8 protein-coding genes, 1 tRNA gene and 1 pseudogene are annotated in these 14,478 nt (G+C 72.5%); 8 read left to right on the top strand and 2 right to left on the bottom strand.

What is annotated here, in order from left to right; genetic code table 11:
* Positions 1-3 precede the first annotated feature (3 nt).
* The 7 genes from ACFP2V_RS28010 (at position 4) to ACFP2V_RS27980 (ending at position 12,058) form a co-directional block, all read left to right on the top strand.
* Complete coding sequence (locus ACFP2V_RS28010; RefSeq protein WP_381218077.1) at positions 4-1,533, top strand: DUF7059 domain-containing protein; 1,530 nt, start codon at positions 4-6, stop codon at positions 1,531-1,533.
* A 284-nt stretch (positions 1,534-1,817) separates the two neighbouring features.
* Positions 1,818-2,015: a hypothetical protein gene (locus tag ACFP2V_RS28005; RefSeq protein ID WP_381218075.1), complete on the top strand. Its 198-nt coding sequence runs from the start codon at positions 1,818-1,820 to the stop codon at positions 2,013-2,015.
* Positions 2,016-2,271: 256 nt separating this feature from the next.
* Complete coding sequence (topA, locus tag ACFP2V_RS28000; protein ID WP_381218073.1) at positions 2,272-5,178, top strand: type I DNA topoisomerase; 2,907 nt, start codon at positions 2,272-2,274, stop codon at positions 5,176-5,178.
* A gap of 232 nt (positions 5,179-5,410) precedes the next feature.
* On the top strand, positions 5,411-8,689 hold the full coding sequence (gene tmk, locus ACFP2V_RS27995) for a dTMP kinase (protein WP_381218071.1): 3,279 nt from the start codon (positions 5,411-5,413) through the stop codon (positions 8,687-8,689).
* A 253-nt stretch (positions 8,690-8,942) separates the two neighbouring features.
* Complete coding sequence (locus ACFP2V_RS27990; RefSeq protein WP_381218069.1) at positions 8,943-10,148, top strand: DNA polymerase III subunit delta'; 1,206 nt, start codon at positions 8,943-8,945, stop codon at positions 10,146-10,148.
* 123 nt (positions 10,149-10,271) lie between these two features.
* The gene (locus tag ACFP2V_RS27985) at positions 10,272-11,867 is read left to right on the top strand and encodes an alpha/beta hydrolase (protein WP_381218067.1); all 1,596 of its coding nucleotides are present in this window, start codon (positions 10,272-10,274) and stop codon (positions 11,865-11,867) included.
* A 117-nt stretch (positions 11,868-11,984) separates the two neighbouring features.
* Positions 11,985-12,058 (top strand) — tRNA-Thr (locus ACFP2V_RS27980).
* 47 nt (positions 12,059-12,105) lie between these two features.
* Here the strand turns inward: ACFP2V_RS27980 and ACFP2V_RS27975 are convergent.
* Positions 12,106-12,378, bottom strand: a pseudogene (locus ACFP2V_RS27975) (tyrosine-type recombinase/integrase); the annotation flags it as partial.
* 181 nt (positions 12,379-12,559) lie between these two features.
* Here ACFP2V_RS27975 and ACFP2V_RS38735 point away from each other — a divergent pair.
* Complete coding sequence (locus ACFP2V_RS38735; protein ID WP_461088825.1) at positions 12,560-12,775, top strand: hypothetical protein; 216 nt, start codon at positions 12,560-12,562, stop codon at positions 12,773-12,775.
* On the opposite strand, the gene ACFP2V_RS27965 is transcribed toward ACFP2V_RS38735, so the two are convergent.
* Positions 12,757-14,445, bottom strand: a complete 1,689-nt coding sequence (locus ACFP2V_RS27965) for a bifunctional 3'-5' exonuclease/DNA polymerase (protein ID WP_381218065.1) — start codon at positions 14,443-14,445, stop codon at positions 12,757-12,759. The genes ACFP2V_RS38735 and ACFP2V_RS27965 overlap by 19 nt on opposite strands.
* Positions 14,446-14,478: the final 33 nt, after the last annotated feature.

The following is a 14,478-nucleotide window of genomic DNA, read 5'->3' as shown; positions in this document are numbered from 1 at the left end:
ACAATGGAGGGCGTGAGTAACCCCGGCCTGCCGCCTCTGCCCTCGTCCGACCGCCCCGACACCGTCGCCCGCCTCCGGGACGCGCTGCTCGGGGCCTCCTTCACCGCCGACGGACTGCTCGAACTGCTCGGCGCCCCCGCGTACGCGGCGCTGGCCCGCAGCGAGACCGTGCCCGCCTTCCGGGCCACGCGCGGGGACACCCCGCTGGAGACGCTCGTACGCCTGTTCCTGCTGCAGCAGCCCGTGCCGCACGCGCGGGTGGCGGACGTCCTGCCCCTCGACGCCTGCCTGAAGGACGGGTGGCTGACGCACGCCGGCGCGGACGACGTCGCCGCGGCCGTGGACGTACGGCCGTACGGCGGGCCCGCGGACGAGGACTGGTTCATCGTGTCCGACCTCGGGTGCGCGGTCGGCGGCGCGGGCGGCATCGGCAGTGCGCACGAGGGTGTTGTCCTCGGCGTCGGAGGGGCGTCCACGACCCTGGCCGGCATCACCGTCCGCACGCCCGTCGCCTCCGCGCTCGACCTCGGCACCGGCTCCGGCATCCAGGCGCTGCACGCCACTCGGCACGCCACGCGCGTGACGGCCACCGACGTCAACCCGCGCGCGCTGCACATCACCGCGCTCACCCTGGCCCTCTCCGGGGTCCCGGCCGCCGATCTGCGGGAGGGATCGCTGTTCGCACCGGTCCGCGCGGGCGAGAAGTACGACCTGATCGTGTCCAACCCGCCCTTCGTGATCTCGCCGGGTGCCCGGCTCACCTACCGCGACGGCGGAATGGGCGGGGACGATCTGTGCCGCACGCTCGTTCAGGAGGCGGGGGAACGGCTCGGCGACGGCGGGTTCGCGCAGTTCCTCGCCAACTGGCAGCACGTCGAAGGGGAGGACTGGCAGGACAGACTCAGGTCGTGGGTGCCGCGTGGGTGCGACGCCTGGATCGTGCAGCGCGAGGTGCAGGACGTCACTCAGTACACCGAGCTGTGGCTGCGGGACGCCGGAGACCACCGTGGTGACATGGCCGAATACCGGGCGCGGTACGACGCCTGGCTGGACGAGTTCGAGGCGCGCGGTGTGAAGGCGGTCGGCTTCGGCTGGATCACACTGCGCAGATCGGGCGCCGATCGGCCGTCGGTCACGGTGGAGGAATGGTCGCATCCGGTCGAGCAGCCGCTCGGGGACACGGTGCGGGCCCACTTCGAGCGGCTCGGCCATCTCCGCAGGCACGACGACGCCGGGCTGCTCGAAGCGCGCTTCAAGCTGGCCGCCGAGGTGGTGCAGGAGCAGGTCGGGCTGCCCGGCGCGGAGGACCCGGAGCATGTGGTGCTGCGCCAGAACCGCGGCATGCGCCGGGCCACCCGGGTGGACACCATCGGCGCCGGCTTCGCGGGTGTGAGCGACGGCACGATGAGCGCGGGCCGCATCCTCGACGCCATCGCCCAGCTGCTCGGCGAGGACCCGGTACTGCTGCGCGACCGCACACCGGCCCAGATCCGGCTGCTCGTGGAGCAGGGCTTCCTGGAGCCGGTGAAGTGACGGGGCGGGCCTGTCGGTCCTGAGATCGGCGGGGCGCGTGGGCCCTGGGGCCGGCGGGGGGCGCGTGGGTCCTGAGGCCGGCACGAAGGTGTGGCAGGGGCTCGGGAGGGTGGTCGGTTCGCCAACTTTCGAGTTGTTTCGGACACCTCGCCGAGGGCCGGCCGTCGTCGCACCCGACCGCGTCGCCCCTGCGTTCACTTCCGGTTCGCCTTCCCGCCGCTCGCGCGTGCGAGCCTCACCCCGGGCCCGGCGTCAGCGGCCGGGAAGAAGGGCTCGGGGGGACCATGGAGAGCGGACCGGCGATCTTCGCGGGGATGGTGTTCTGCCTGTTCGGGAGTGGGTTGCTGGCCTGGATCGCGACCAGCGTCCGCCGGCATCGCCCCGTGGCCCAGGGTGTGAGCCCGGTCGCCTCGGTCACCGTCGCGAGCCTCGTCTCGCTGACCTCCCTCGTCGTCGGGGTGTGGTGCCTCACCCGCCTCTGAGCATCGCGGGCGAACAGGGGATTCGGGTCATCGAGAGGTCGCGCTCCGCATGGGGGCGGGCAGGGTCTGGACAGTCCGGGCGGCAGGAACGGTGCAAGTCGGGTTACCGTTCGAGTGGCCGTTGCGGGCTTTTCCCGTTTGACACGGGGGCGGGATGTACCGTCACACTCCGCAGCGTCACGAACCGTGAATGCAGACCCGACCCCGGGACGACAGCCCGGGGAGGCCCCAGCGTCGACCGGAGAGAAGAGCGAAGTTGTCCCCGACCAGCGAGACCGCGAAGGGCGGCCGCCGACTCGTCATCGTCGAGTCGCCTGCCAAGGCGAAGACGATCAAGGGCTATCTCGGCCCTGACTACATCGTCGAGGCGAGCGTCGGGCATATTCGCGACCTTCCCAACGGCGCCGCGGAGGTGCCCGAGAAGTACACCGGTGAGGTCCGCCGTCTCGGTGTGGACGTCGACCATGACTTCCAGCCGATCTATGTGGTCAACGCCGACAAGCGGGCCCAGGTCAAGAAGCTCAAGGACCTGCTGAAGGAATCCGACGAGCTCTTCCTCGCCACCGATGAGGACCGCGAGGGCGAGGCCATCGCCTGGCACCTGCAGGAAGTGCTCAAGCCGAAGATCCCGGTCAAGCGGATGGTCTTCCACGAGATCACCAAGGACGCGATCCGCGAGGCCGTGGCCAACCCGCGCCAGCTCAACCAGAAGCTGGTCGACGCCCAGGAGACCCGCCGCATCCTCGACCGTCTCTACGGCTACGAGGTCTCGCCGGTCCTGTGGAAGAAGGTCATGCCCCGGCTGTCCGCCGGCCGTGTCCAGTCCGTCGCCACCCGCCTCGTGGTCGAGCGGGAACGGGAGCGCATCGCGTTCCGTTCCGCCGAGTACTGGGACCTGACCGGCACCTTCTCCACGGGCCGCGCCGGGGACGCCTCCGATCCGTCCTCGCTGCTCGCCCGCCTGCAGTCCGTCGACGGCAGGCGTGTCGCGCAGGGTCGCGACTTCGACTCCCTGGGACAGCTGAAGAACGCGAACACCCTCCAGCTCGACGAGGCGAACGCCCGCGCCCTGGCCGCCGCCCTGGAGAACACCCGGTTCTCCGTGCGGTCCGTCGAGTCCAAGCCGTACCGTCGCTCGCCGTACGCCCCGTTCCGTACGACGACGCTGCAGCAGGAGGCGAGCCGCAAGCTCGGCTTCGGCGCGAAGGCCACCATGCAGGTCGCGCAGAAGCTGTACGAGAACGGCTACATCACCTACATGCGTACGGACTCCACGACGCTGAGCGGGACGGCGGTCGCCGCCGCCCGTGCCCAGGTCACGCAGCTCTACGGCGCCGACTACCTGCCGCCGCAGCCGCGCACCTACGCCGGGAAGGTGAAGAACGCGCAGGAGGCGCACGAGGCGATCCGCCCCTCCGGCGACCGCTTCCGCACCCCTGCCGAGACCGGCCTGACCGGCGACCGGTTCCGGCTCTACGAGCTGATCTGGAAGCGGACCGTCGCCTCCCAGATGAAGGACGCCACCGGCAACTCCGTCACCGTGAGGATCGGTGGCACGGCGGCCGACGGACGGGACGTCGAGTTCACCGCGTCCGGCAAGACCATCACCTTCCACGGCTTCCTGAAGGCATACGTCGAGGGTGCGGACGACCCGAACGCCGAGCTCGACGACCGCGAGCGCCGGCTGCCGCAGGTCGCCGAGGGCGACGCCCTCACCGCCGAGGAGATCACGGCCGACGGCCACGCCACCAAGCCCCCGGCCCGCTACACCGAGGCGTCGCTGGTCAAGGAGCTGGAGGAGCGGGAGATCGGCCGCCCGTCGACGTACGCGTCGATCATCGGCACGATCCTCGACCGCGGCTACGTGTTCAAGAAGGGCACGGCCCTCGTGCCGTCCTTCCTCTCCTTCGCCGTCGTCAACCTGCTGGAGAAGCACTTCGGCCGGCTCGTCGACTACGACTTCACCGCCCGCATGGAGGACGACCTCGACCGCATCGCACGCGGCGAGGCGCGGGCCGTGCCGTGGCTCAAGCGGTTCTACTTCGGCGAGAGCGCCCCCGACAGCGACCTCCCCGCGGGCGGCAGCGGTGGCGGCGCGGCCGAGGCGGGCAACGGCGACGGGGACCACCTCGGCGGCCTCAAGGAGCTGGTGACCGACCTGGGCGCGATCGACGCGCGCGAGGTGTCGTCGTTCCCGGTGGGCAGCGGCATCGTGCTGCGGGTCGGGCGCTACGGCCCGTACATCGAGCGCGGCGAGAAGGACTCCGAGAACCACCAGCGGGCCGACGTCCCCGAGGACCTGGCGCCCGACGAGCTGACGGTGGAGTTCGCCGAGGAGCTGCTCGCCAAGCCGAGCGGTGACTTCGAGCTGGGCATCGACTCGGCGACGGGCCACCCGATCGTCGCCAAGGCCGGCCGCTACGGCCCGTACGTCACGGAGGTCCTCCCCGAGGGCACCCCGAAGACCGGCAAGAACGCGGTCAAGCCGCGCACGGCCTCCCTCTTCAAGTCGATGTCCCTGGACACGGTGACGCTCGACGACGCGCTGAAGCTGATGTCGCTGCCGCGCGTGGTCGGCGCCGATGCCGAGGGCGTGGAGATCACCGCGCAGAACGGCCGGTACGGGCCGTATCTGAAGAAGGGCACCGACTCGCGGTCGCTGCAGTCCGAGGAGCAGCTCTTCACGATCACGCTGGAGGAGGCGCTGGCGATCTACGCCCAGCCCAAGCAGCGTGGCCGGGCCGCGGCCAAGCCACCGCTGAAGGAGCTGGGCGAGGACCCGGTCAGCGGCAAGCCGGTCGTGGTGAAGGACGGCCGCTTCGGCCCGTACGTCACCGACGGCGAGACCAACGCGACCCTGCGCTCCGACGACAGCGTCGAGACGATCACCCAGGAGCGCGGGTTCGAGCTGCTCGCCGAGAAGCGCGCCAAGGGACCCGCCAAGAAGACGGCCAAGAAGGCCCCGGCCAAGTCGGCCGCCAAGAAGACGGCCGCCAAGAAGGCTCCGGCGAAGAAGACGGCGGCCGCCAAGAAGACCGCGGCGAAGAAGACCACGACCGCCGCGAAGACGACGGCGGCGCGGAAGACGACGGCCACGGCCACGGCGACGAAGTCCGCCGCCGCGAAGAAGGCGACGGCCGCCTCGAACGGTGCCGAGGACTGAGGAGCCTTCAGGACCTGATGAGGGTGCCGGAGTTCCCAGGGCCCCAGCGGCCCCGGGAACTCCGGCGAAGCTCCCGCAAAGCTCACGCGGAACCCTCAGGACCTGCCCGTTCCTCGGTGCGGATCTTCGCGAGGGTTCGGAATGCGAACGTCCCGGCAACACTTCGGTGTCAGGGTGTGTACATGTCACAGTGAAGGCCCGAGGTGTCGGTGCGGGCCGATAGGCTGAACGCATGACGCGATCCGAGCCGCCAACGGCCCCTCAAACGGCCCCCGACGACGCCCTGGTCGCGGACTCCCGCGAGCGCGCGGTCCGCGCCCTGCTGCGTCGCCCGCAGCTGAAACGCCTCTGGAGCGCGCAGCTCGTAGGCGGTGTCGGCGACGTCCTCGCCCTCCTGGTGCTGGTGCTCCTCGCTCTCCAGGTGGCGGTCGCCGAAGGTTCGTTCGGCGGTGGCTACCGGGGCGTGGCGTTCGCAGTGGCGACCGTTTTCGGGGTGCGGATCCTCGCGACGCTGCTGTTCGGCGCCGTCCTCCTCGGCCCGCTCACGTCGCTCACCTCTCCGGGCGGCCCGCTGGACCGCCGCTGGACCATGATCGCCGCGGACGGACTGCGGGCGGCCCTGCTCATCGTCGCGCCCCTGTGGATCGACTGGACGCCCGACCACGCGCTCGCCCTGCTCCTCGTCACCGCCTTCGTGTCATCGGTCGCCGAGCGGTTCTGGACGGTCTGCCGGGAGAGCGCGGCGCCCGCGCTGCTGCCCGCCCCGCCCCTGGAGGGCGCGACGGTGCGGCCACTGCCGGACCACATGGACGCGCTCCGTCGCCTGTCGCTGCGTACGGGCTTCGTGGCGGTGCCGGCCGCGGCCCTCGTCCTCGTCGTCGCGGGACTCCTCAACAACCTGCTGGGCACGGGCATCGACTGGTTCGAACAGCACCAGGCGGCGCTCGCCTCGTATGTCGCGGCCGGACTGTTCGCCGCGTCGCTGTCCATGGTGACGTTCCTCGAACTGCCCGGTACGCGCACCCCCCGCGCGCGGTCGCCGCTGGAGGGGCTGCGCCGCCCGAAGAGCACCGCCGGCTCCGACAAGGGCCGCACCGGCGCCATGCCGCTGCTGGTGCTCGCCTCCGCGTCCGTGGCCGCCGCGGTGTCGGCCGCCGTCGCGGTGTTCGTGCTGCACGCCGATGACCTGGGCGGCGGGCCCGTGCTCTACGGCCTGCTGGTGGCCGCGCTGACCGGCGGTGTCGTCGTCGGCATACGGACCGCGCCGGCCCTGCTGCCGTCGCTGTCGCGACGCCGGCTGCTCGCGCTGGCGCTCGCCTTCACCGGCATCGCGCTGCTCGCCGCCGGACTGGTGCCGGACGTCACCAGCGTGCTGCTGATCGCCGCGCTGGCCGGTGTCGGCGCGGGCACGGCGGCCAACACCGGGCACACCCTGCTCGACCAGGAGACCGAGGACCAGCGGCGGCCCCGTACGACGGAGCACCTGCACGCGGTCGTCCGCCTCTTCGTGGCACTCGGCGCGGTGATCGCCCCGCTGGTGGCCGCGGGCATCGGACCGCACCGGCTGGAGAGCGGCCGGTTCGTCTTCGCGCACGGCGGTGCCGCGTTCACGCTGATGCTGGTGGGCGCGCTGCTGCTGCCGGTGGCCGCGCTCGTCCTGGCCAAGGTCGACGACCGTTCCGGGGTGCCGCTGCGGCAGGATCTCCGGGACGCGCTGCTCGGCGGCGACGACCCCGAGCCCGCGGTGGCGGGTGCCGGCTTCTTCGTCGTCCTGGAGGGCGGCGACGGGGCCGGGAAGTCCACCCAGGCCGAGGCGCTCGCCGAGTGGATCCGGGGCAAGGGCCACGAAGTCGTGCTCACGCGTGAGCCGGGGGCCACCCCGGTCGGCAAGCGGCTGCGGTCGATCCTGCTGGACGTCTCGAGCGCCGGACTGTCCCACCGCGCGGAGGCCCTGCTGTACGCGGCGGACCGCGCCGAGCACATCGACACGGTCGTACGGCCCGCCCTGGAGCGCGGCGCGGTCGTCATCTCCGACCGGTACATCGACTCCTCGGTGGCCTACCAGGGTGCCGGGCGCGACCTGTCGCCGACCGAGATCGCCCGCATCAACCGCTGGGCCACCGACGGCCTCGTACCGCACCTCACCGTGCTCCTCGACGTGGCGCCGGAGACCGCGCGCGAGCGGTTCACCGAGGCGCCGGACCGGCTGGAGTCGGAGCCCGCCGAGTTCCACGCGCGCGTGCGGGCCGGTTTCCTCACACTGGCCGCGGCCGACCCCGGCCGGTACCTGGTCGTCGACGCCGGTCAGGAGCCGGACGCGGTCGGTACGGTCATCCGGCACCGGCTCGACCAGGTGCTGCCGCTCTCCGAGGCCGAGATCAAGGCCATCGCGGAAGCCCGGCGCAAGGCCGAGGAGGAGGCCCGCCGCAAGGCGGAGGAGGAAGCGGCGCGCAAGGCCGAGGAAGAGCGCCTGGAACGCGAGCGCCAGGAACAGCTGGCGCGGCTGCGTGCCGAGGAGGAGGAGCGCAAGCGGCGCGAGCTGGAGGAGGCGCAGCGGCGCGAAGCCGAACGGCAGGCGGAGGAGGCCCGGCAGCGCGCCGAGGAGGCCGCCCGCCGTGCCGAGGAGGAGCGGCAGCGGCTCCTCGCCGAGGAGAAGGCGCGCGCGGAGGCGGAAGCCCGCCGCAAGGCGGAGGAGGAGCGCCGCCGCAAGCAGGCCGAAGAGGAGGAGCGGCTGCGTGCCGCGGCCGAGGCACTGCGCCTGGAGAAGCAGCGCAAGGCCGAGGAGGCACTGCGGCGGGCCGAGGAGTCCCGACGCCTCGCGGAGCAGGCCGCGGCCGCGGCGGAGGCGGGGCCCTCCCCGGTGAGCTGGGCTGACGCGGCGCGTGGTTCGGACGCTTCGCGGGGGTCGGATGCTTCGCGGGGTTCGGACGCGTCTGGCGGTTCGGATGTGCCGCGTGGCGCGGATGCGTCTGGTGGTTCGGATGCTTCGAGCGGGTCGGCTTCGGCGGACGAGACGGCGGTGCTGCCCAGGGTGACGGGCGACGCGGCCGGAGAGGACGGGCCGGGCCCCGGCGATTCCTCGGACCGGTTCCGCAAGGGCCGGCGTGACTCCGCGCGGGGCGGGAGCGAGGGGCAGCCCGGCTGGACCAGGTCCTCCCGGCCGTCCGAGGCCGAGGCGACGACCGAGCTGCCGCAGGTGTCGGTTCCGCCGAGGGCGGCCGACGAGACCGAGGTGCTGCCGACTGTGCCGCCGCCGAGCGCCACGGAGGAGACGGCGGTGCTCCCCGCGATCACCCAGGACGACGTGGCCAGTACGCGCGAGCTGCCGCAGGTCGACCTCGAGAACATGCCGGACCGGCGCAGGCAGCGCTCGGACTGGGCCGAGGAGACCCCGCTGGACGACCTGCCGACCCTGGCGGACGAACTGCTGGGCTCGCGCGACGACGAGCGCGGCGAACCGGGTGAACCCGACGAGGGCGGCCGGGGCAAGGGCAAGGGACGGCGTCGCTGACACGAGCGGCGGTCCACCGAGGTGCCGATGCTGGGCGGGGGCGGAACGACGGCCCCCGCCCAGCATCGTTCTCCCGGGCCGGCGGGTACTGTTCCCGGGCTGGTCCCGCGGCTGGTCCAGGACTGTCAGTGGTCACCCCCACAATGGATTCGGGCAATGGATCCCGGTCATCGGAATCAGTCAATGGACAATGAGTGGCGAACGTGGCGAACGTGGCGAACGTGGCAGACATGACGGAAGGGCGGCGTGACCCATGACCGTGTGGGACGACCTCGTCGGGCAGCAGCGGGTGAGCGACCAGCTCGCCGCCGCCGCGCGGGACGCCGACGCCCTCGTCACGGCCGCGGCGGTCGGCGCCCCACCGCCGGCGGCGTCGAAGATGACCCACGCGTGGCTGTTCACCGGACCGCCCGGCGCGGGGCGCAACCAGGCGGCGCGCGCCTTCGCCGCCGCGTTGCAGTGCGTCAGCCCCGACCGCGCGCTCGGCGGGTCCCCGGGCTGTGGATTCTGCGACGGCTGCCACACCGCCCTGATCGGCACCCACGCCGACGTGAGCACGATCGCCGCCGTCGGCGCGATGATCCTGGTGCGCGACATGCGTGACACCGTCCGCAAGTCGTTCACCGCACCGGCGAACGGCCGCTGGCAGGTGATCCTCGTCGAGGACGCCGAGCGGCTGAACGAGAGTTCCGCCAACGCTGTCCTCAAGGCCGTCGAGGAGCCCGCGCCCCGCACGGTCTGGCTGCTCTGCGCCCCCTCCGTCGAGGACGTCCTGCCGACGATCCGCTCCCGCTGCCGCCACCTCAACCTGAGCACGCCCTCCGTCGACGCCGTGGCCGACCTGCTCGTACGCCGTGAGGGCATCGAGCCGGACGTCGCCGCGGCCGTGGCCCGCGCCACCCAGGGGCACGTCGACCGGGCCCGCAGGCTGGCCACCGACCCGGCCGCCCGCGAGCGCCGTGCCGCCGTACTGAAGCTGCCACTGCGCGTCGAGGACATCGGGAACGCGCTCAAGGCGGCCCAGGAACTCGTCGACGCCGCCGCGGAGGACGCCAAACAGCTGGCCGAGCAGATGGACACCAAGGAGACCGACGAGCTGAAGGCGGCACTCGGCGCGGTGCAGGGCGGCCGGCTGCCGCGCGGCACCGCGGGCGTGGTCAAGGAACTGGAGGACATGCAGAAGCGCCGCAGAACGCGTACCCAGCGGGACAGCCTCGATGTGGCCCTGACCGACCTCACCAGCTTCTACCGTGACGTCCTCGCCCTCCAGCTCGGCTCCCGCGTGGCCATCGCCAACGCGGACGCGGAGGACACCCTGGAACGTCTGGCCCGGGGCAACTCCCCCGAATCCACGCTCCGCCGCATCGAGGCCATCGCGGCCTGCCGCGACGCCCTCGACCGCAACGTGACCCCGCTCCTGGCGGTGGAGGCGATGACGATGGCCCTCAGAGCAGGCTGATCCCGAACCCGGCCTCGGACCCGAACCCGAAAACCGCATCCCGCAGCCCGGAAATCGCGACTCGCACGACGCGTGACACGCACACAGGGCACTCACTCCATTGCGCAGAGTTACGCTCGCAGCATGTACACAAGGCGCACCCTCCGCAGGACCCGTACCGGAGCCACGCTGCTCGTCGTCGCGCTCCTGGTCTCCGGCTGCTCCTCCGGGAGCACGACGAGCACCACGAGTTCCGCGAACTCGGCGGCGAAGGAGGAGAAGGCGGCGGTGCTGGCCGCCCTGCCCCGCTCCACGCCCGAGGCGCTCACGCCGTACTACGAGCAGAAGCCGACCTGGCGCGCCTGCGGAGCGCCCGGCTTCCAGTGCGCCACGCTGAAGGCCCCGCTCGACTACGCGGACCCGTCCGCCGGCGACATCCGCCTCGCCGTGTCCCGCAAGAAGGCCACGGGCCCGGGGAAGCGGCTGGGCTCCCTGCTGGTCAACCCCGGCGGACCGGGCGGGTCGGCGATCGACTACCTCCAGGCGTACGCGGGCATCGGCTATCCGAAGGAGGTGCGCGCCCGCTACGACATGGTGGCCGTGGACCCGCGGGGCGTGGCTCGCAGCGAGCCCGTCGAATGCCTGACCGGCCCCGAGATGGACGCGTACACGCAGACGGACTTCACACCGGACGACGCGAAGGAGGCGGACACGCTGGTCGCCGCCTACCGGAAGTTCGCCGAGGGCTGCGGGGCGGACGCGCCGAAGCTGCTGCGCCATGTGTCCACCATCGAGGCGGCCCGGGACATGGACATCGCGCGGGCGGCGCTGGGCGACGAGAAGCTGAACTTCGTCGGCGCCTCCTACGGGACGTTCCTCGGGGCGACGTACGCAGGGCTGTTCCCGAGCCGGACGGGCCGGCTGGTGCTGGACGGCGCGCTGGACCCCTCCCTGTCCGCGCGGCAGCTCGACATCGAGCAGACGGCGGGCTTCGACGCGGCGTTCACGGCCTTCGCGAAGGACTGCGTACGGCAGAGCGACTGCCCGCTCGGCGGCCGGAACACCAGTCCCGAAGAGGTCGGCAGGAACCTGAAGGAGTTCTTCGCCAAGACCGACGCCCAGCCGGTCCCCACCGGTGACGCCGACGGCCGTGAGCTCACCGAGTCGCTGGCCACCATCGGCGTGATCGCCGCGATGTACGACGAGGGCGCCTGGCCGCTCCTGCGCAAGGCCTTGACGGAGGCGATGAAGAAGAACGACGGCGCCGGACTCCTCGCCCTCTCCGACAGCTACTACGAACGCGACGCCAACGGTAAGTACGCCAACCTGATGTTCGCCAACGCCGCCGTGAACTGCCTGGACCTCCCGGCCGCCTTCGACTCCCCGGACCAGGTGAGGGATGCGCTCCCCGACTTCGAGAAGGCGTCCCCGGTCTTCGGCGAGGGCTTCGCCTGGGCCGCCCTGAACTGCGCGTACTGGCCGGTCGCCGCCACGGGTGAGCCCGAGCGCATCGAGGCCAAGGGCGCCGCTCCGATCGTCGTCGTCGGTACCACGCGTGACCCCGCGACCCCCTACCGCTGGGCGGAGGCCCTGGCCGACCAGCTCACCTCGGCCCGCCTCCTCACCTACGAGGGCGACGGCCACACCGCCTACGGCCGGGGCAGCGAATGCATCGACTCCACGATCAACACCTACCTCGTCGACGGCACCCCGCCCGCGGACGGAAAGCGCTGCTCATAGCGGGTACACCCATCCCGGAGGCAGGCCCCCGGCCCGCCTCCGGGGCAGGTGCGAAGCACCACTCGGAACTGTGTAGACTTACCGTCGTCGCTGATCGCACCATGGTGTCGGCAGCACGCCGCCTTAGCTCAGATGGCCAGAGCAACGCACTCGTAATGCGTAGGTCTCGGGTTCGAATCCCGAAGGCGGCTCTGTGAAAGCCTCAGGACTCACTCGCCGTGACCTGGGGCTTTTGCTTTCAGCGCATACGGCGCAGATGTCGAGCGCGGGTTGCGCGCCGATTCTCGGTCTCGGTCTCAGTTCTGGTCCCGGTCGCGGGTTTTGGCGTCGGCACGAAGGCGTCTTCCCTGCGGCGCGTCGCGTCCTTCGGCAGATGCGATCTTCCCTTCACGTACCGGCGGGTCTGGCTGATCCGGGTGTGCCGCAGGATCTCCATGATCGTGGGCATGTCGACCCCGAGTTCGTTCAGGACCGTGCCGGTGGTGTGGCGGCTTCCGTCGTGCAGGCGGCGGGATGAACGGGGAGAGCTGTGACGATCTCAGCGTCCGCCGTTCCCTCGCCGTCGCCCAGACGCGCTCGCCGCCTCCGCTCGCGGGGCCGGCCGGGACGCGGCCCTTGTCCTGCGCCGCATCGGCGCGTTCGATCCACCCGGATACGGTGCCGCCCGGCCGGCCCGCCTCGCGGGCATCGACGTGCGCCGCGCGGAGGCCGCGCCGGACCGGTTCGTCGAGGTGTCGCTGCTGGAGGGGACCGCATACGGCTGCTACGCCCCGTACGACCTGGTCCGCGACTTCGCCCGCGAACTCACCCGTGAGCCGACTCGGGGACCTGCCTCCGAACCGGCCCCCACCCTCCTCCCCGAGTCCGCCGGGGAGCCCGGCCTCCGTGGTCACTTGGCGTCCGCGTAGCACTCCACCACCGCCGTCGTGAACGGGAACCGCACCGGGGTCGGGCCGAACGTCAGCCGCCCGGCCAGCTCCGCGGCCTCCCGGATCGCCCTCACCACCGTCTCCGCCTCGTCCTCCGGACAGTGCACGATCACCTCGTCGTGCTGGAAGAAGACCAGCTCGGCCGCCATGTCCCTCACCGCCTGCCGCAGCGCGGCGAGCAGCAGCAGGGTCCAGTCGGCGGCGCTGCCCTGGACGACGAAGTTGCGGGTGAAACGGCCTCGCGCGCGGGCGTCGGTCGAGGCGTAGCCCGGTACCCACTGCCGGGCGGTATCGGATTCCTCCTCCGTGAGCGGGATGCCCGCCTCCTCCACCGCGTCGTCCGTCGTGCGGGTCGCGGGCGGACAGGTGCGGCCGAGCCAGGTCCGTACGAGCCGGCCCTCCTCGCCGGCGCGGGCGGCCTCGTCGACGTAGGCCACCGCCTTGGGGAAGCGGCGTCTGAGGGCGGCGAGGTTCTTCAGGCCGTCGCCGGACGTCTGGCCGTAGACCGCGCCGAGGACGGCGAGCTTCGCCTGCGCGCGGTCGCCGGAGAAGGCGCGGTCGGACACCGACTGGTAGAGGTCGGTCTCCCGGCCGGCCACCTCCATCAGCCCGGGGTCACGGGAGATCGCCGCGAGGACGCGCGGCTCCATCTGGTCGGCGTCGGCGACGACGAGCCGCCAGCCCGGGTCGGCGACGACCGCGCGGCGGATCACCTTGGGGATCTGCAGCGCGCCCCCGCCGTTGGTCACCCAGCGGCCGGTCACCGTCCCGCCCGCCAGGAACTCGGGCCGGAAGCGGCCGTCGCGCACCCAGTCCTGGAGCCAGGACCAGCCGTGGGCGACCCGGATGCGGTACAGCTTCTTGTACTCGATCAGCGGTTTCACCGCCGGATGGTCGAGGGACTCGAGCTCCCAGCGGCGGGTCGAGGAGACCTTGATCCCGGCCTGCGCGAACGCCTTGACGACGTCGGCGGGCAGGTCGGGCCGGACCCGGCGGCCGAAGGCGGCGGACACCTCGTCGGCGAGCTCGGCGAGTCTGCGGGGCTCGCCGCCGCCCGCGTACCGCTCGCCGAGCAGGTCATGCAGCACCGCGCGGTGCGCGTCCGCCCGCCAGGGCATCCCCGCGCGGTTCATCTCGGCGGCGACGAGCATCCCCGCCGACTCGGCGGCCACCAGCAGCCGCATCCGGTCCGGGTGCGCGGTGGCCTCGATCCGGCGCTGCTGTTCGGCGTAGACCGCGAGGAGGTCCGCCGGCGGGACGTGGGTGCCCCGGGGTTCGAAGAGGGGCGACTGCGCGCCCGGCTCGGCCGGGCGCTGCGGCGGATCGGGCGGTACGGGGCCGCCGTGGAGCCGCGCCAGGGCGGCCGCGGCCGAACGGGGCTGCCCGTACCGACCCTCGTGGCCGAGCAGGAGCGTCTCGGCGGCCTCGACGTCGTAGCACCGCTCCACTCGCACCCCCGTGGCGAGCAGGCGCGGATGGACCTCGGCGGTGGACCGCCACACCCACCGGGTGACGCCGGGACGGCTCCGCACGGCCTCGGCGGGATCCGCCTCCCGCCGCACCGGACCGGCGGGCAGCCCGTCCGTGCCGAGGGGGGCGACGTCGACGCCGCCGTCCTCGGTCAAAGAGAGTGCCCACCGGTCGGCCATGACGTGAGTGTGGCAGGGGGGTCTGACATCGGA

This window comes from Streptomyces incanus, from assembly GCF_042656345.1.
Lineage (GTDB): Bacteria > Actinomycetota > Actinomycetes > Streptomycetales > Streptomycetaceae > Streptomyces > Streptomyces incanus.
Note: the sequence above shows the minus strand (reverse complement) of the source record. Positions and strands in the feature narration are given on the sequence as shown.